Raw genomic sequence first — 17,478 nt, 5'->3', positions numbered from 1 at the left:
GTGCGGCGGCGCGGGAGCCTCGATGGGTGGCCGTGCGGGTGGGGTTCGCATTCCATCAGCGCGGCTCCGCCAAGCTCAGGCTGGTGGCCCGGATCCGCCGCGGGGTGCCCGCGGTAACGTCGTCGCGATGAGCACACCGAGGCCGGAGGGCGACGTGCCAGAGGCCACCGTGTCGCATGCCGACGCTCCGGACGTCGACGCTCCGAATGCCGACGTCCCGGGTGGAGGCGGCTCGCGCCCGGCGGAGCTGCAGGCGCTTCCCTACGACGGGGTCCGTTCGGTCGCCGTGGGATCCGTCGTCTGGCTTGTCGCGCTCCTGGTCATGATTCCCTTCGCCGACGACCTGCGTGACGACGGCAGGCTGTGGTGGATCGCGACCGCCGCCGTCGGCTTCGGGCTGGGGCTGGCGGGGCTCTGGATCGTCATCCGCCGTCGAGATCGCCTGCGTGCGGCCGAGGAGCGTTCCGAGGCCGAAGCCGAAGCCGGCTGACCGCTGGCACGGCACTGCTGGTCTGGCGGCGCCGCGGAACCGCGGCACTGCTGGTCTGGCGGCACCGCGGAACAGCGGCACCGCGGAACCGCGGCACCGCGGTGCTGCTGGTCTGGCGGCGCCGCGGAACCGCAGGCCCGGCGGCGGCGCCGGTACGCCGGTCAGAGATCGTCGAGATCGTCCTCAGCCTGCCGCAGCGGCGCGCCGTCCGGGTCGCGAAGAGCCGCAGCCAGGCCGTGCCGGCGTTCCCACTGACCGGCCTGCCAGGCCAGGGCCCGGGCGAGCGCGTCCGTGCCCGCCTGGGCATCGACGTGGATCACGCCGCCGATGCCGCCGATGACGCGCCACGGAACCCGGGCCTGCCGCCCGCCGGGCGCCGTGATCCACAGCTGCGGATGCAGGTGGTACCGCGCCACCAGCGGCCGGACGGCCCCCGGCGCGGCCGCGAGATCCGTCCCGTGCAGGTCCTCGGGCCCCGGCTCGGACTCGTCCGCGGCGAGGTGGTCGAGAACGACCCTGCTTGCGGAGACGACGACGGTTCGGCTCGTCGCCTCCCCGTCGCCGGCCGCGTCCGTGCCGGCGGGGACGTCCACCGGCTCGAAGTCGTCCAGGTCGGAGGCCAGCCGCAGGCCGAGAACATGCGCGGCCTCGGCCGCCCGGTCCAGCGGCAGCCGCAGGACGGGCCTGCCGTCCCCCACCACCGCGAGCAGGTCGGGCGCGTCGACCACGACGACCTCGTCCGCGGGGAAGACGCCGGCCGGGGTCCGGACCGTCAGCGGGGGGTCGAGCCGGGGTCCGACCACCCCGTCGGGGTCGGCACCGAGCAGTCCGGCGGCGCTCACCGCGGCCATGTAGAGCGTCCGTGCCGCCGGCCAGCCGATCTCGCGGTCGCTGTCGCCCAGCCGGTCGAGCAGGTCGATCACCGCGTCCGGGTCGGTGAGGACGTCGTCGAGGGTGCGGCGGGCGCCGAGCGCGCGGAGCAGTTCGTCGTCCACCCCGGGCAGCGGTGTGGCCGGTGCGAACAACCCGGTGAGCAGGGGATCGGCACCGGGCAGCACCAGCTCCCGCGGTGGCAGCCGGGCGCCGGACCCGTCGGCTGTCGGCAGCGTCGTGTGCCGGGCCAGCCACCAGCGGGTGTAGGAGGGCTCGCGGCCGAGCACCACCCGGCGCAGCGGCGGGCGGGCCAGCTCGGCGAGCGCCGCCGGCCAGGCCTCCTCGTCGACGAGCTCCAGGTCCCGCACGGCGGCGAACCGTTCGACCACCAGCGGGGCGCCCGGAACCTCGGGAGTCGCCCGTTCGGAGGACTCGTAGACCTCGTCCACCCAGATGTCGCTGTCGTCCAGCTCGAGCAGGACCGGCTCGTCCGGGTCGAGGGTCACCTCCACGGCGCGCAGGACGCCGAACGTGTGCAGGACGCCGACAGCCTCCAGGACATGGACCGGCCAGGCGTTGCTGACGTGCGGGTCGAGGGTTCCGAACGGGGCATCGTCGGCCAGCAGGAGGTCGAGCGGACCATCCGCGATGACGAGTTCGGCGGCAGGCGCGAAACCACCGTCCAGCTCGGGGAGCAGCAGCGCGGTGAGCCAGCCGGGCATGGCCGGCCGGCCGGACCCGGTGGGCGAGCCGGCATCCTCGTGCGCGTCAGCGGAGTCGGCGTGGTGATCGGCGGTCAGGCCGCCGTCGGTGCCGGTGTCCGAGTCCTGTCCGGGCACGGGGCCGGTGGCGGAGCCGTCCGCCCGGGCGTGGCTGTGCTCCACAATCGCGTCGCGCACCAGTGCCAGCACCCCGTTGGCCAGTGCGTCCAGGTCGTCGGGATCATCCTCCGGATCGGCCTGGACGACGGCCTCCCGTACCGCCGGGTCCCGCAGCACGCCGGCCGGGGTGCCCTCCAGCGCGCCCAGGGTGCGCAGTGCGTCCCGGGCAGTGCCCGTGCACGCGTCGGGATGGACGACCCGCAACGGCAGGCCCGAACGGACCAGGGACACGACGTCCAGGTCGGGGGTGGGCAACAGCGCGCCGCGTGGTCCGGTGACCATTCGGCTGGGCGGTGGCATCACCGGATCGGACCCGTCGAAGACCGGCTGCGCACCACCCTCCGGGCCGAAGACCGACCACCGGTCGAGATCGTCGGTTTCGGGCACGACCACGACCGGGATGGGCAGCGCGCCGAGCGCGTCCCGATCCGGCACCGTCAGCAGGATCGGATACAGGCTCGCCCACCAGGACGGATCCCGGCGCACACCGCGCAGGAGCTCCACCACCCCACCGGTGTCCATCCGGCGGACGCCGAGCAGGTCCAGGGCCGGCCGGCGACGCCGTGCGGCGAACCGGGCCGGCAGCAGACCGTCGATGATCGCGTCGTCCTCCGCGCCCTTCTCGGTGCCGTCGTCGTGAAGGCCGTTGTGAAGGCCGTCGTGACGAGCGTCGTCGACGGCACGGTCGCCGGCGGTGCTGTCGCTCGTCGCGCTGCCGGCGCCGGTGGTCGCGGCGGTGGGAAGCAGCAGGTCGGTGACGGCGTCCGTGGCGGGGCCGAGGTCCAGAACCGCGCAGTCACGGCCGGTCCGGCCACCCGGGAAGAGCGGTGCGTCGGGAAGGAGCGCCAGGAGGCGGTCACGCAGCCTGCCGTCCACCTCGCCGCGGGGCAGCCCGGTGGGAACGAGGTCCAGGGCGGCGAGCCGCGCCGGACCGGGCCGCTGTCCGTCCGCGGGATCACCGAGGTGGATCGCCAGCGCGACCGTCGCCTCGGCGAGCCGGTCGGTCAGCCAGTCCCGCAGCGGTCCGGGGACGGTGTGCCGCCGCGACGGATCGAGCGGCAGATCGACACTGATCAGAGCGGGAATGCTGATCGGCTCGTCGGTTGGTTGAGGGGCGCGCACGACCCGCGTCACATCGCCGGGCCAGTCGCCGTCCGGCACCATCGCCCGCGCGGTGTAGCCGGTGCGGCCACGCTCCTCCACCGGGCGGTCCGCGAGCAGCTCGGATGGGATCCCGCCCCGGTACACACATCCGCGCCAGCGGGTGCCCTCGATGGTCGCGACTTCGAGATCGGTTCCGTTCGGCCCGGGGCGGCTGGGCTCCCATTCGCACCGGAGCGTGCGGACCTCCCCGTCCAGATCGATGACGATCTCCTCGAGGCCCCGCAGAACAAGAGGGAGAGTGGGGTCCAGCTCGCCGATCAGACCCCGCGCCGTCGCCACCGCGGCCTCGTCACGCAGCGGCAGCCGGACCACGGTGTCGTAGCCGGCGGGCCCGGCCGGCGGGTCGTCGAGTGTGAACGGCAGGCGCAACACGGGAACCTGCCCCGCCCGCCGGTCGAGCTCGTGGAGGAGGGCGTCCACCCCGGACGCGCGCACCAGCTCCGCGGTGCGGCCCCGTGACCAGCCCACGCCGCGCCAGCCGTCCGCCGCGCCGCCGTCGCCGTCGCCGTCGCCGGACGGCAGTGTTCTGGAGACGATCGACGGTGTCTGGGTCACCGCGAGGACCGCGGCGAAGCCGGCACCGAAGCGCCCGACCGCCTGGACGTCGCGCTTCGCCGAGGCACGCAGCGTCGACAGCGCCTCGACACCAGCAGCGGTGAGTGGCGCTCCGGTGTTGGCGATCTCCAGCAGGCCGCCTGACTCCGCCGCGCCCAGCTCCGCCGTGCCTGGATCCGGCCTGCCCGGCCCGGTCGGAGCGGGCTTCGATCGCAGCCGGACGAGAACCCGTGCCGGCACACCGGCGGCGGTGGCCGCGTCGACCGCGTTCTGGAGCAGCTCCACCAGGAGGCGGTCCCGGTAGGCACCGAGGGCGGCGTCCTCCTCCGCGTTCGCGTCCTCCCGGAACCGGCTCGGGGACGCGGCCCAGGCCTCGGTCACGCGGGTTCGCAACGTCTCGGTGTCAAACGGGGTGACATCCACAGCCTCATCCTTCTCCGTGGCCGGAGCGTTGCGTAGCGAGGGTGCTTAGCATCGCTTTCCGGGACGGGGGAACGCGCAAACCAGGCAGGAGGGTCGTTGGTGGCTGCTGGTGGTCGCGCGAGGGGAGCCGACCGAGCTGGTGCGACTCGGTCGGCCCGGGATCGACCCACCCGGGTGGACCTGACGTTGCCGAGCTCGCTGGTCGAGCAGTGGGAGCTGCTCGCCGAGCACGTCGAGCGCCTTTCCGACCTGGAGCTCGCCACGCCGTCGGCCCGGCCCGGCCTGACCGTCGGCGACCTGGTGGGCCGGGCCGCTCGAAGTGCGCTCGCTCTGTACACCGCCCTGGCCTCCGAGCCCGCGCCGCCCGCTTCGGGCCAGAGCCGGCCGCAGGCGATGGTGCGGGCCGCTGTGTCGGCCGCCACCGCTGATCTGGCCGCGTTGCGCCTGGATCAGCCCGACGCCCCGGATCAGCTTGTGAGCCGCGGCGTTCTCACCCCGGGCGGGCGGGTGGACCTGATCCCGTTCCTGACCGATGCCGTCGCCGAGGCGGTCCTGCACGGCCTGGATCTCGGTGTCCCACCGGTGCGTTCCGCGCTCAGGGTGACCGTGCGGCTGTTCACGGCCAGTCTCACCGAGCGTGCCCCCGGGCGTTCGGTGGAGCTGCGGGTGCCGCCCTTCGCCGCGGTGCAGATCGTCGAAGGCCCCCGGCACACCCGCGGCACGCCACCGAACGTCGTCGAGGCAGAGCCGGTGGCCTTCGTCATGGTCGCGACGGGCCGGCTCGACTGGGAGACGGCGGTGGCGGACGGCCGGGTCCGGGCAAGCGGTGAACGGGCCGATCTCCGCTCTCTGCTACCGCTGCCCAGCTGGCGGTGAGTGCGGGCGTGGTCGCCGGCGCGGCCTGCTTCCCACCGCTACCCCGCGATTCACGGCTTGTGGCGCCGGTCGGCCCGTGCTGCGTGATATAGCGCCCCGAAGGCGTCTGATGCGGTGTTTGTGGTGTTTCCGCTGTGATTTCACTGGCGCTGGGGTGGTGAGATCCGGCTCGGCCGGCTGATCGGCGTCGCCGCTGCTAGCGTGGTTATGTGGGGAGTCGAGGCCGGGCGTGAACGTCGGGTGGTCCGAGGTGCTTCTCGTGGCTGTCCGTTGATGTGAGCGTTGTCATGTGCGTCCCGGGAATTGCCATATCCACCCTGAACCCGATCCGTTTCTCCCGACATCTCGGTCACCCTGACCTCTCTAGGAGACCTGGTGCCACACGTCGCAGGCAGCGACGACTCCGCGAACAGCCGGGAGTCGACCTCCGCTCGTCCACCGGAACACCACAACGGCCCCGGCCGTGACGGGTCCGCTCGCGGCGATCTGGCTGGGAGTGATCTGGCTGGGAGTGAGTTCCTCGACGACGATCCGGGCCCTCGGGACGCCTGCGGGGTGTTCGGCGTCTGGGCGCCCGGCGAGGACGTGGCGAACCTCACCTATTACGGCCTCTACGCGCTACAGCACCGAGGTCAGGAAGCTGCCGGGATTGCGGTCGGTGACGGTCGCACCGTGGTGGTCTTCAAGGAGCTGGGCCTGGTCGCCCAGGTCTTCGACGAGATCACGCTGTCGAGCCTTTCCGGGCATGTCGCCGTCGGTCACACGCGGTATTCCACAACCGGCTCGTCCACCTGGGAAAACGCCCAGCCGTCGTACCGGACGGCCACGTTTGGCGGGCCGATCGCGCTCGGTCACAACGGCAATCTGACGAATATCGTCGAGCTCGCCTCGGTGCTTGGGGAACGGGAGCGCGGCCTCGGGGCCACCACCGACTCCGACCTGATCACCGCGATGCTCGCGGCCCACCCGGGGCCGACCCTCGCCGAGGCCGCGATGGACGTCCTGCCGCAGCTGAAGGGCGCGTTCTCCCTCGCGTTCTCGGACGCGTCGACGCTGTATGCCGCCCGTGACCCCCACGGCATCCATCCGCTGGTGCTGGGGCAGCTCGACGGCCGCCCGGACGGCGCGTGGATCGTCGCGAGCGAAACCGCGGCCCTCGACATCGTGGGCGCCACCTTCGTCCGCGAGATCGAGCCGGGGGAGCTGCTCGTCATCGACGCGGACGGCCCGCGCTCGCTGCGGTTCGCCGAGGCGGACCGGCATGTGTGCCTGTTCGAGTACGTGTACCTCGCCCGGCCCGACACGACGATCGGCGGCCGGTCGGTGCACGCCACCCGGGTCGAGGTGGGGCGGCGGCTGGCGCTGGAGGCTCCCGCCGAGGCGGACCTGGTGATCCCGGTGCCGCAGTCCGGCGTGCCGGCCGCGGTCGGTTTCGCCGAGGCCTCCGGCATCCCGTTCGGCGAGGGCCTGGTCAAGAACTCCTACGTCGGCCGGACGTTCATCCAGCCGTCGCAGACCATCCGGCAGCGGGGCATCCGGCTCAAGCTGAACCCGCTGCGGGACGTCATCGAGGGGCGCCGCCTGGTCGTCGTGGACGACTCGATCGTCCGCGGCAACACGCAGCGGGCCCTGATCCGGATGCTGCGCGAGGCCGGAGCGACCGAGGTGCACGTGCGCATCTCCTCGCCGCCGGTGCGGTGGCCCTGCTTCTACGGCATCGACTTCGCCACCCGTTCCGAGCTGATCGCCAGTGGCAGCGGTGTCGAGGAGATCAGGCAGTCGCTCGGTGCCGACTCGTTGGCGTACGTCTCCCTCGACGAGCTGATCGAGGCCGCCGAGCAGCCCGCTGACTCGTTGTGCCGGGCCTGCTTCGACGGGATCTATCCGGTACCGCTGGCAGACACCGACAAGCTGGGCAAGTACCGCCTGGAGTCGTTCGGCCCGCAGACCACGGAAGAGGTCATCGCCCAGGCGATACAGGCCCGGGTGACGCTGGGGATGAACGGCGCCGACCCGTCGCCGGACAACCACGACGCCGACCTCGAAGCCGACCTTGAGGCCGACCTCGGGGCCGATATCGCCGCCGCTCCGCTCGTGCCGACCCGAACCACTGGAGGTTCGCTTTGACGAACGGCGCAGGCCCGCCGAACGGGCGTTCGGTCTCGTACCGGGACGCCGGAGTCGATGTCGAGGCCGGCGACCGGGCCGTCGCGCTCATGCGCCAGCACGTCGCCCGGGCCACCCGACCCGAGGTGGTCGGCTCGCTCGGCGGGTTCGCCGGCCTGTTCGCGCTGGACGTGGCCCGCTATCGCCGCCCGCTGCTGGCGTCGTCGACGGACGGGGTCGGGACGAAGATCGCGGTCGCCAGGGCGCTGGACGTCCACGACACGGTGGGCATCGACCTGGTCGCGATGGTGGTCGACGATCTCGTCGTCTGCGGCGCGGAGCCGCTGTTCCTGCTGGACTACATCGCCTGCGGCTCCCTTGAGCCGGGGCGGATCGCCTCGATCGTCTCCGGTATCGCCACCGGCTGCGAGCAGGCGGGGTGTGCGCTCGTCGGCGGGGAGACCGCCGAGCACCCCGGGCTCATGGGAATCGACGACTACGACCTGGCCGCGACGGGGGTCGGGGTAGTCGAGGCCGACGCCGTGCTCGGGCCGGAGCTGGTCCGGCCGGGGGACGTGGTGGTCGCGATGGCGTCATCCGGTCTCCACTCCAACGGCTTCTCGCTGGTACGGCACATCCTGTTCGGTCCGGCCGTTCCTGACCAGCCCGCAGGCGTCTCCGAAGCGGGGAGGGCGGCTCTGGCCGGGTACGAGCAGGTGCTGGGCACCACTCTCGGGCAGGCGCTGCTGACCCCGACCCGCATCTATGCCCGGGACTGTCTCGCCGTGATCGAGGCGGCCGAGGTCCATGCCTTCGCCCACATCACCGGCGGTGGCCTCGCGGCGAACCTGGCCAGGGTCATCCCGGCCGGAGCGGTGGCCACGGTGGAACGGTCCACCTGGGCTCCGCCGGCTCTGTTCGGCATCCTCGCCGAGCGCGGGGGCGTCGGCGAAGCCGACATGGAGGCCACGTTCAACCAGGGCGTCGGCATGGTTGCGATCGTTGCCGCCGCGGATGCGGAGACGGTGGTGCGGACGCTGGAGGAGCGTGGCGTCCCCGCCTGGATCGCCGGGCAGATCGAGGCGCTGCCCGAAGGGGGAGAGCAGGACGCCGGCGTGGCCCGCCTCGTCGGCGCGCATCGCTGACGCAGGCGGTGGTGGTGCCGGGGCGCCGCGGCTGGGAGACCTGGCACTGACAGGTGGCCCGGCGCCGGTGCCCCGGGTGCCGTGCGACCGGGGCAGGCCTGCCACCAGCCGCCCTGCCATCGGCGGGCTGGTCACAAGTTCTGATGTCACAAGCTGCTGCCTCGTTGCGAGCTGCCTGGCTGGTCGACGCGCGTGGACGGGCCTGAACCGGTACCCGTGACCCGCGGTCATGGACGGTCGCCGGTCATGGACGGCCGCGGAGCATCGCCGTGGCGATCCTCCCTGGCCGGGATGACGCTGCCCTTCGGGAACCTGGAAGACGACGCCGAAGCGCGCGGCACCGGCGGCTCTGCCCAACCTCAGCTCGGCGCCCGGTGTGCCCGCGCAAGGCGGGCGTACCGGACACGATCTGATGCCGATGCCCATGGCTACCTGAGGCCAGGTGGCCATGCTCTGCTCTTCCAGAGCTTCCTGGACGAGCGGCATCGGCAGGGGCGGCCCCGGAGTCAGGGGGACGAGCGCTGCTAGCGCTCGTCCTCATCGTCCAGGTAAGAGTCGTAACCGTAGTCGTCATCCGAGTACGGTTCGTCGCTCTCGGTCTCCCGCGAGGTACCCGCGCCCAGATCCGCCTTCAATCGGTCGAGATCCATTGTGGGCGAGTTGTACTTGAGCTCGCGGGCGACTTTCGTCTGCTTGGCCTTCGCTCGGCCGCGCCCCATGGCTCGACCCCCTCGAACATGACGACGGGGACCCGCCCCGGTGCTCTCACTGTCTCGTGCTTCCCGAGACTACAGGGATCGCAGCCTACTCGGCACGCCAACCCGACAGTTACCTGTCGACGGACAGCATCCGGGAGATCATCGGCGCCCCTCCGGCGGTCCCCGGACCTCCCTGACAGCGGGCACGCGGGCCCGCTGCGGTGCTGGTAGGAGGCCTGTTGGATGTGGTCATCATCACGATTTCCCGCCCGTGGTGGCGTGTTCGGTGACAGGTGCAGCCATGACCGGCGGGCGCAGAACGCTTCGGCGTGGCGCGCACCACGGTGCTGGCGTCGGACGCCGCCGGACGTTCGGAGCACGTGGGCCGCTGCTCAGGCGCGCGGGTCGGGGAGCAGGATGCCGCGCAGCCGGCCGATGTCGGCCATCCGCCGCTGCGCGAACCGCCCCGCGGCAACGGCCGGGGTGACCGCCTCGGCCGCGGCGAGGTCGAGGACGTCGCTGGTCGTGTCGAAGATCCGCGCGGCCCTGGCCCTGGCCCGTTCGGGGGAGTACCCCTCGATCTCGTCGGCGACCTGGATCAGGCCGCCGGCGTTGACCACGAAGTCGGGCGCGTAGAGCACGCCCGCGTCGGCGAGGACCTTGTCGACGCCCGCGTCCGCGAGCTGGTTGTTGGCGCCGCCGCAGATGATCTCCGTCTGCAGCTGGGGCACCAGGGGAGTCGTGATGACGCCGCCCAGCGCGCAGGGCGCGTACACGTCGACCTCCATCCGGATCAGCTCGTCGGGGTCGGCCACCGGCAGCACGTCGTCGTGGCGCTCCTGTACGCGCCGCACGGCGGCCGGATCGATGTCACTGACCAGAACGGTCGCGCCGTCGGCCAACAGGTGCTCCACGAGGCGCTGGCCGACCTTGCCGACTCCGCTGACGGCGACGCGGCGGCCGGCCAGTGACGGCGTCCCCCATCTGTGCCGGGCGCAGGCACGCATGCCCTCGAAGACGCCGTAGGCGGTCAGGACCCCCGAGTCGCCCGAGCCGCCGTGGACGGGGGATCGACCGGTGACCCAGCGGGTCTCCCGCGCCACCACGTCCATGTCCTCGACGTAGGTACCGACGTCACAGGCGGTGATGTAACGTCCGCCGAGGGAGGCGACGAAGCGCCCGTAGGCACGCAGCAGCGCCTCGGTCTTGTCCCGGGTCGGGTCGCCGAGGATGACCGCCTTGCCGCCGCCGAGGTCCAGGCCCGCGCAGGCGGCCTTGTAGGCCATCGCGCGGGAGAGCGCGAGCGCGTCGGTGAGCGCGGACGCCTCGTCCGGGTAGGCGTGGAACCGGGTGCCGCCCAGCGCCGGGCCGAGCGCGGTCGAGTAGACGGCGATGATCGCGCGCAGGCCGCTGGCCTGGTCGGAGCAGAACACCACCTGCTCGTGCTCGGCCGCGACGTCGAACACCGACGAGGAGACGGTGGACGTGCCGACGTCCAGCCCGCGCGGATCTGGTGACATGCCTGAGCCCTCCTGGTCCGGACGCTCCACGGGCCGGCGCCCCGACTGGGCCGGGGCCCACAGGCCGCCCGGGATGTGTCCGAGGGCCGCGGACCCCTACCGGCCGCTCTCGGCGAACACTACGACGCAGCCCGCCGCCGCACCGTCCGCCAGCAATTCACACCAAATAGCCGCAAGCGGGACGGGTGGCCACTTGGTGATGCGCAAGGAGTGAAGATCTTGGTTGTTGTAGCAGCCGAAATCCTCACTCCTTGCGCAGAAGCAGGGGCATCGGCGGAAGCCTGACGTTCGGGGTTCCGCGACCGGCTCCCCCGCGACCGCGGCCCTCGGGTCCTGCTCGACAGCAGTGGCAGCGCGGCGACAGAGATGCCGGACCTCTCATCGCCGTCGGGCCCGTGACCGCCGCGGTCCGTGTCAGGATCGGAGGCATGCCAGCATCCAGGGGCATGTCCGCACCCGGCCGGGTAGCCGCCATGCCGGTAGCCGCCTCCTCGGGCACCGGGATCTAGGGTGCCTGTCGTCTCGCCCGCCGCGTACCTGCGGATCTACGAGCCGCTGGCGGCATTCCCGCCGCCGGACCGGGTCCGGTGGCAGCGCTATGCCGCCTCCGCCTCCGGTCCTCCCTCCTCACGGGCCGGCGCCCGGCGCGAACGGGTGGTGGCGCTGGTCGCGACCGTGCGGCCGTCGCTGGACGTCGCCGACGAGTCCGCGTTCATCCAGTGGGTGGACGGGCTGATGTTCGTGTGCCCGTGGTCGACCCAGCTTCGGGTGTGGCAGGCCGCGAAGGAGTTCCGCGGCCTGATGCCGGAACGGGTCGCCGAGGCGTTCCTGCCGCGGCGGCTGGTCGATCCGGCCGAGACCGAGCTCGACCGGTGGAAGGCCCGCCGCCCCGAGATCAAGCTCCATGTGCAGAGCTGCACCTGGATGGTCCCGCCGACCTGGTTCGTGCTGTTCGACCCGACCGAGCGTTCGCTGATCACCGGTGACCGGTCGGATCGTTCGATGGTCTACCGGACCACGATGAGCCTCGCCCGCCGGCGGGTCGGTCGCGCGGTGGAGGCGATGGAGACGCTCCGCTCGGACAACGCGAACGCACCCGCGATCGAGGGCGTCGCCGAGCTGGCCCGTTGGCTGGGGTCCTTCCATCCACAGAGCAGGGTCGAACTGGACTACGACGGACTAGTTGACCTGCTGGACGATGACATGCTCAGGAGCGACAGCTCGGTCGAGGACCTCGTTGAGGCGGTCAGCGCGTTACGCCGAGGGCGAACAGACCTTGCGGTCGAGGCGTACGAACGCGTGCTGATCAGGTGGAGACCCCTGCAGTCACGGGAATCCGCCAGTTGATCGGAGCCTCCTGTTAGCGCAGCGTTGCCCTCCGCTTCGGACGAGCTGTGACTAGTCAGCAGATGGTCCTGACGTGCCATGTCCGAAATGCCCCCGAAGGATGCACGATCTGTATGGGACGGAGCGACGCTCTGTGACGGGAGGCCAACGCAATGACGACGAGAACGCCGGATGCCGAGCCGCTGCTGACACCCGCCGAGGTAGCCACGATGTTTCGGGTGGACCCGAAGACCGTGACCAGGTGGGCGAAGGCCGGAAAGCTGACCTCGATCCGGACTCTGGGCGGTCACCGCCGGTACCGCGAGGCGGAGGTGCGCGCCCTGCTGAAGGGAGTTCCGAGCATCGGAAGTGACATCTGAGCGCGCCACGATGCCGGCGCTGATGGAGGCGTCCTGGTAGATCCAGGCGTTCGGTGGTCGCCCGGTCGAGCTCTCGAACACAGGACCGGACCCGCCACCTGAGCGGACGTCCCATAACGGTGAATTCTCCACCGCTCCGGGAGGGCGGTGGCGATTCGCATTGTCGAAACCGACGGATGGCAGCCCTGTCATCCGTCGGTTTCGTACGTTTCTCGGCGGACAAAGCCGCATATACCGTGTCGCACGTTGGTGATCTTGCGTTCGACGTCTGCGCCGGTGAGGCTGTCCGTCATGACGGGGGGATCGAACGCGTCGTGCGCGCCGGACCAGGTGCGCCGGCGGTCGCGGCCGGTCCGCACCGGCTGGCCGCCCCTGCCGCCCCTGCCACGCCGGCCGCACCTGCCGCGCTCGCTACTGCTCCTGGTGCTGTTCGCGTTCGTCGCGCTGCTCTGCCCAGCCTGCGGTGACGGTTCCCAGGAGCACACCGTGCCGGGAACGGAACGCGGCGGTGCGGGTTCGAGCTCCGCGCCGGTCGTCGTCACGACCACGGGCGGCCGGGTGCGCGGAGTCCACGGCGGCGACGTCGTCTCCTTCTTCGGCCTGCCCTACGCGGCCGCGCCGGTGGGAGACCTGCGGTGGCGCGCGCCCGCCGCGCCGCAGACCTGGCAGGGCACCCGGGACGGGTCGGTGCGCGGCCATCCCTGCCCGCAGTCCGGCGAGCTGGCCGTCGGCGGTGCCGCCGAGGACTGCCTGTTCGTGAACGTGACCACCACGCCCGGCGCCGTTGCGCGGGCACAGCAGGCAGCGCAGCGGACCTCGGGCCCGAGCGGGACCCCCGAGGCCGGTGCGGGCCGCCCGGTACTCGTGTGGATCCATGGCGGTGGCTTCACGACCGGCACCGCGAACCAACTGGACACCTCGGCGCTCGCGGCGGCCGGCCCCGCGGTGATCGTCAGCGTGAACTACCGTCTCGGCGCGCTCGGGCAGCTCGCGCTGCCGGCGTTGAACACCGAGTCCGGCGGTGACGCGGGCTCCTACGCCGTGGCGGACCTCATCGCCGCGCTGCGCTGGGTCCGGGACAACGCCGCCGCCTTCGGCGGTGACCCGGGCAATGTGACGATCTTCGGAGAGTCGGCGGGTTCGGTGAACGCCTGCACGCTGCTGGCCGCACCGTCCGCACGCGGCCTGTTCCAACACGCTCTGCTGCAGAGCGGACCCTGTCTGTGGCCGCTGCCGACCATGGCCACCGCGGAGCGGACCGGCGCGGAGTTCGCCGCGCAGATGGGCTGTACCGACGCCGCCACCGTCCTGAGCTGCCTGCGGGCCGTCCCCGTCGACCGGCTGATGGCCGCCGGTGGGCAGGCCGACGTCCTGACCGACCCGAGATGGGCACCCGTTACCGGAAGCCGCACACTCCCCCACCCGCCCGAGCAGGCACTCGCGGCCGGCTCGGCGGCCCGGGTACCGGTCCTGCTCGGGACGGTGCGGGACGAGGGGCGTGCCTTCACGGTCAGCTACGACCCGGGCCAGAAGCTCACCGCCGAGCGGTACGCCGAGATCATCCGCCAGCAGCTGCCGGACCGGGCGGACGCCGTGCTCGCGGCCTACCCGGCCGGCGCCGTTTCGGCCCGGGAGCGCCTGGCCCAGGTGATGACCGACCGGTCGTTCGCCTGCCCGACCGCCCGCACGGCGGATCTGCTGGTCGGGTCGGGCTCCCGGGCGTTCCTGTACGAGTTCGACGTCCCCGGCCTCGCCCCGCTCCTGAGTGACAACGGCACCGGCGCCACTCATTCCGGCGAGATGACCTATCTGTTCCCAGACCGTGCGTCATCGTCGACGTCGACGATGACGACGGCGGCTGAGCGCGAGCTGTCCGCGGCGATGCTCACCTACTGGACGCGCTTCGCCGCCACCGGTGATCCGAACGTGGCCTCCCGGGCCGGTTCGTCCGGAGGCCAGGGGGAGGGCGCCCTCCGGACGCTGCCGACCTGGCCCGCCTGGCCGGTGCCGCGAACCGCGACGACCCCGGACCGGCTGGTGCTGGAACCAGGCACGATCGAGGCCCGCCCCGGCTACGAGGCCGAGCACCACTGCGACTTCTGGAAATAGGGCGCGGGACGGTCAGGCTCTGCGGGACGTCAGGCTCTGCGCGGGACGGTCAGGCCTTGCGGGCGGCGCCGCGGTAGGTCCCGAAGGACCACAGGTTGCCTTCGGGATCGCGGGCGGCGAAGTCGCGCGACCCGTAGTCCGTGTCGTGCGGCTCGGCGGTGATCTGCGCACCCGCGGCCCGGGCCCGTTCACACAGGGCGTCCGGATCCGAGGTGACCACATAGGCGCCGAACGCTCCCGGCGGCAGGGCGAACGTGTCGGCGTCGTCGCGGATCGAGCCGAGCATGATCCCGCCACCCTCCGGCCAGGCGAGCTCGGCGTGGTCGACGCGGCCGTCGGCACCGTCGGGGCCGTAGCAGACGACCTCCTCGAAACCGAAGGCCGCGGCTAGAAAGTCGATCAGTGCCCGGGCGTCTCGGGCGCGCAGGCAGGGCCAGACCTGGGGAGACGGCGCGGTGTCGCGGGTGTCGCTCATGTGCGTGGGATGTCCTTCCGTGCGGTGATGGTGGTCAGCCGGTCCCGGTCCCGGCCCCGGCCCCGGTTCCGGTCCCAGGACTGGACCGACCGGGCCCGTCCAAGGATTCGTCGAACCCGTAGCCGTCGGCTTGGACGTTTCGGAACTCCGCGGCGAGCCATCCGCTCGGCGAGCACCCGGTGAGGGCACGGAAGTCACGAGCGAGATGCGCCTGGTCGAAATAGCCGCACTCGGCGGCCAGATCCGCGAGCCGCCAGCGACGGTCCCGGCTGACGAGCAGCCGCCTGGCCCGGTCGAACCTGATCACCCGAGCGGCGGCCTTCGGGGTGAGGCCGAGCTCGACGCGGAAGCGGTCGCTCAGATGCCGGGTGCTCCAGCCGACCTCGGCGGCGATCACCGCGATCGGGACATTGCCGTGACCCCGCCGAAGCAGGTTCCAGGCGTGGCGCAGCTCGGCAGGCGCCTCCCGCCCGATCTGCCCGACCCGTCCGACCTCTCCGAACCGTCCGGCGCGTGGTCGGTCGGCCCGCACGAGGCCGGTGAGCTCCTGGTCGAGAACGGCGAACCGCCCGGGCCATCCGCGGGCCTCCCGCAGGCGATCCGACATCCGGCGGCCGGCGCCGCCGAGAACGGCATCAGCTGGAAGGTCGAGCGCGGCCAGCTCGCCGGCGGGCAGCCCGAGCAGCGCCCGCGCGCCGAGGGGGCGCAGCGCGAGCTGGACGCCGGACTGGGCTCCCTGGTGGGTGATCAGCGCGGGCGCCGTGTGCAGCCCGGCGATCAGGGAGTCGAAGCTGCGCCGCCGCGCGCCGGCACCGGGCGGATCGAGCAGCACCAGCGGCTCGTCCAGTGTGAAGATCAGGGTCAGGGCCGGCGACGGCAGGCCGCGGTGCACCGCGGGGGGAAGCCCGCGCTGGCGGTAGCCGCTGTACCAGGCCACATAGGGACGCAGGCCCGGTGCCGGGGCGACCCGGACATGCTCATCGACCTGTTCCACAGGCTCCTGCCCGACCCGCTCCTGCGCCACCGCCTCAGTGTCGACGTCCGGTCGGCCCGGGACCGGCACATCTGTCGCATCGGTCGCGTGGCGGCGCGGCGCGGCGCGATGGTGCGAAAGACTCGCTGGATGGAGCTGTCGTCCGAAGAGCAGGCGATCGTCGCCACCGTTCGTGACTTCGTCGACCGCGAGGTGCGGCCGGTGGTGCGGGAGCTGGAGCACGCCAACACCTACCCCGAGCGGCTCATCGAGCAGATGAAGGAGCTCGGGGTGTTCGGCTTGGCGGTTCCCGAGCCGTACGGCTTCGGCAAGGTCTCCACACCCTGCTACGCGATGGTCACCGAGGAGCTCGCCCGCGGCTGGATGAGCCTGGCAGGGGCGATGGGCGGGCACAGCGTCGTCGCCAAGTTGATCTCGACGTTCGGCACCGACGAGCAGAAGGAGCGCTACCTGCCGTCGATGGCGACCGGGGCGCTGCGGGCGACCATGGCGCTCACCGAGCCCGGCGGTGGCTCCGACCTGCAGGCGATGCGGACCGTCGCGCGGGCCGACGGCGACGGCTATCTGATCAACGGCTCGAAGACCTGGATCACCAACGCGCGCCGGTCCGGCCTCGTGGCACTGCTGTGCCGGACGGATCCGGCCGCGACCCCGACGCACCGCGGGATGAGCATCCTGCTGGTCGAGCGGGTGGAGGGCTACACGGTGTCGCGGGACCTCCCCAAACTGGGCTACAAGGGCGTCGAGAGCTGCGAGCTGGTCTTCGACGACGCACGGGTGCCGGCCACCGCCCTGTTGGGCGGTGTCGAAGGGCACGGGTTCACCCAGATGATGACCGGGCTGGAGATCGGGCGAATCCAGGTCGCCGCGCGGGCCACCGGCGTCGCGCGGGCCGCGTTCGACGACGCGCTGCGATACGCGCAGGAACGGGAGAGCTTCGGCCAGCCGATCTGGCGGCACCAGTCGATCGGCAACTACCTCGCCGACATGGGCACGAAGATCACCGCGGCCCGTCAGCTGCTCCTGTACGCGGCCCGCCGCCATGACAGCGGCGAACGCTGTGACATGGAGGCCGGCATGGCCAAGCTCTTCGCGTCCGAGACCGCGATGGAGGTGGCACTGAACGCGGTGCGCATCCACGGCGGCTACGGCTACTCGACCGAGTTCGACGTCGAGCGGTACTTCCGGGACGCGCCTTTGATGATCGTCGGCGAGGGAACGAACGAGATCCAGCGCAACGTCATCGTCGGCCAGCTCATCCGGCGGGGCGGCCTCGACACCTGAGCGCGAGCCGGCACCCCGAGCGAGACCGGGCCGGAGCCCGGGCGCCGCGGTGCGCCGTGATGTGCCTCTTGTCACCGTGGGCGCCGGGACGGGCCGTGCAACCGGGACATCGGACGTCGAACTGTGGCACCGTTGGCATGCCGGCGGAACAGGTGGAACGGGCAGAATGCCGACAAGCC

General features: G+C 72.2%; 13 protein-coding genes. 8 read left to right on the top strand and 5 right to left on the bottom strand.

Translation table 11 applies throughout. From position 1 onward, the window contains the following. Positions 1 to 127: 127 nt before the first annotated feature. A complete protein-coding gene (locus AWX74_RS18485; protein WP_226931152.1) occupies positions 128 to 490 on the top strand; it encodes a DUF2530 domain-containing protein in 363 nt (120 codons plus the stop codon). A gap of 161 nt (positions 491 to 651) precedes the next feature. On the opposite strand, the gene AWX74_RS18480 is transcribed toward AWX74_RS18485, so the two are convergent. After that, entirely contained in the window at positions 652 to 4,386 is a 3,735-nt protein-coding gene (locus AWX74_RS18480; RefSeq protein ID WP_091278296.1) for a sacsin N-terminal ATP-binding-like domain-containing protein, read from the bottom strand. A 174-nt stretch (positions 4,387 to 4,560) separates the two neighbouring features. Between AWX74_RS18480 and AWX74_RS18475 the strand changes: the two genes are divergently transcribed. The 3 genes from AWX74_RS18475 (at position 4,561) to purM (ending at position 8,513) form a co-directional block, all read left to right on the top strand. Continuing rightward, on the top strand, positions 4,561 to 5,262 hold the full coding sequence (locus AWX74_RS18475) for a sterol carrier family protein (protein ID WP_165615681.1): 702 nt from the start codon (positions 4,561 to 4,563) through the stop codon (positions 5,260 to 5,262). Positions 5,263 to 5,637: 375 nt separating this feature from the next. Beyond that, complete coding sequence (purF, locus tag AWX74_RS18470) at positions 5,638 to 7,389, top strand: amidophosphoribosyltransferase (RefSeq protein ID WP_091278292.1); 1,752 nt, start codon at positions 5,638 to 5,640, stop codon at positions 7,387 to 7,389. Beyond that, entirely contained in the window at positions 7,386 to 8,513 is a 1,128-nt protein-coding gene (gene purM / locus AWX74_RS18465) for a phosphoribosylformylglycinamidine cyclo-ligase (protein ID WP_091278291.1), read from the top strand. Before purF ends, purM begins: the two co-directional genes overlap by 4 nt. Positions 8,514 to 9,037: 524 nt before the next feature. Here purM and AWX74_RS18460 read toward each other — a convergent pair. Both AWX74_RS18460 and AWX74_RS18455 read right to left on the bottom strand, forming a co-directional pair. Then, positions 9,038 to 9,232: a DUF3073 domain-containing protein gene (locus AWX74_RS18460; RefSeq protein WP_006540947.1), complete on the bottom strand. Its 195-nt coding sequence runs from the start codon at positions 9,230 to 9,232 to the stop codon at positions 9,038 to 9,040. Between the two features lie 371 nt (positions 9,233 to 9,603). Further along, positions 9,604 to 10,731: a Glu/Leu/Phe/Val family dehydrogenase gene (locus AWX74_RS18455; RefSeq protein WP_091278289.1), complete on the bottom strand. Its 1,128-nt coding sequence runs from the start codon at positions 10,729 to 10,731 to the stop codon at positions 9,604 to 9,606. 510 nt (positions 10,732 to 11,241) lie between these two features. On the opposite strand from AWX74_RS18455, the gene AWX74_RS18450 reads away from it, so the two are divergent. From AWX74_RS18450 to AWX74_RS18440, 3 genes are all read left to right on the top strand, one after another. Continuing rightward, on the top strand, positions 11,242 to 12,078 hold the full coding sequence (locus AWX74_RS18450; RefSeq protein WP_091278287.1) for a DUF8083 family protein: 837 nt from the start codon (positions 11,242 to 11,244) through the stop codon (positions 12,076 to 12,078). Positions 12,079 to 12,230: 152 nt separating this feature from the next. Further along, positions 12,231 to 12,437, top strand: a complete 207-nt coding sequence (gene bldC, locus AWX74_RS18445; RefSeq protein WP_006540950.1) for a developmental transcriptional regulator BldC — start codon at positions 12,231 to 12,233, stop codon at positions 12,435 to 12,437. Between the two features lie 291 nt (positions 12,438 to 12,728). Beyond that, a complete protein-coding gene (locus AWX74_RS18440; protein ID WP_091278597.1) occupies positions 12,729 to 14,546 on the top strand; it encodes a carboxylesterase/lipase family protein in 1,818 nt (605 codons plus the stop codon). A gap of 49 nt (positions 14,547 to 14,595) precedes the next feature. On the opposite strand, the gene AWX74_RS18435 is transcribed toward AWX74_RS18440, so the two are convergent. Further along, a complete protein-coding gene (locus AWX74_RS18435; RefSeq protein ID WP_054568740.1) occupies positions 14,596 to 15,021 on the bottom strand; it encodes a VOC family protein in 426 nt (141 codons plus the stop codon). Between the two features lie 34 nt (positions 15,022 to 15,055). Then, positions 15,056 to 16,015: an AraC family transcriptional regulator gene (locus AWX74_RS18430; protein WP_165615680.1), complete on the bottom strand. Its 960-nt coding sequence runs from the start codon at positions 16,013 to 16,015 to the stop codon at positions 15,056 to 15,058. Between the two features lie 129 nt (positions 16,016 to 16,144). Here AWX74_RS18430 and AWX74_RS18425 point away from each other — a divergent pair, with 129 nt between their 5' ends. Then, positions 16,145 to 17,299, top strand: coding sequence for an acyl-CoA dehydrogenase family protein (locus tag AWX74_RS18425; RefSeq protein ID WP_091278284.1), 1,155 nt, complete (start codon positions 16,145 to 16,147; stop codon positions 17,297 to 17,299). Positions 17,300 to 17,478 lie beyond the last annotated feature (179 nt).

This window comes from Parafrankia irregularis (genome assembly GCF_001536285.1).
Taxonomy (GTDB): Bacteria; Actinomycetota; Actinomycetes; order Frankiales; family Frankiaceae; genus Parafrankia; species Parafrankia irregularis.
This window is presented reverse-complemented; position numbering and strand designations above follow the sequence as displayed.

Coding starts and splice junctions, on each gene's coding strand:
- AWX74_RS18435 (WP_054568740.1), bottom strand. CDS start 15,021: ATGAGCGACACCCGCGACACCGCGCCGTCTCCCCAGGTCTGGCCCTGC.
- AWX74_RS18460 (WP_006540947.1), bottom strand. CDS start 9,232: ATGGGGCGCGGCCGAGCGAAGGCCAAGCAGACGAAAGTCGCCCGCGAG.
- AWX74_RS18440 (WP_091278597.1), top strand. CDS start 12,729: ATGACGGGGGGATCGAACGCGTCGTGCGCGCCGGACCAGGTGCGCCGG.
- AWX74_RS18485 (WP_226931152.1), top strand. CDS start 128: ATGAGCACACCGAGGCCGGAGGGCGACGTGCCAGAGGCCACCGTGTCG.
- bldC (WP_006540950.1), top strand. CDS start 12,231: ATGACGACGAGAACGCCGGATGCCGAGCCGCTGCTGACACCCGCCGAG.
- AWX74_RS18425 (WP_091278284.1), top strand. CDS start 16,145: ATGGAGCTGTCGTCCGAAGAGCAGGCGATCGTCGCCACCGTTCGTGAC.
- AWX74_RS18455 (WP_091278289.1), bottom strand. CDS start 10,731: ATGTCACCAGATCCGCGCGGGCTGGACGTCGGCACGTCCACCGTCTCC.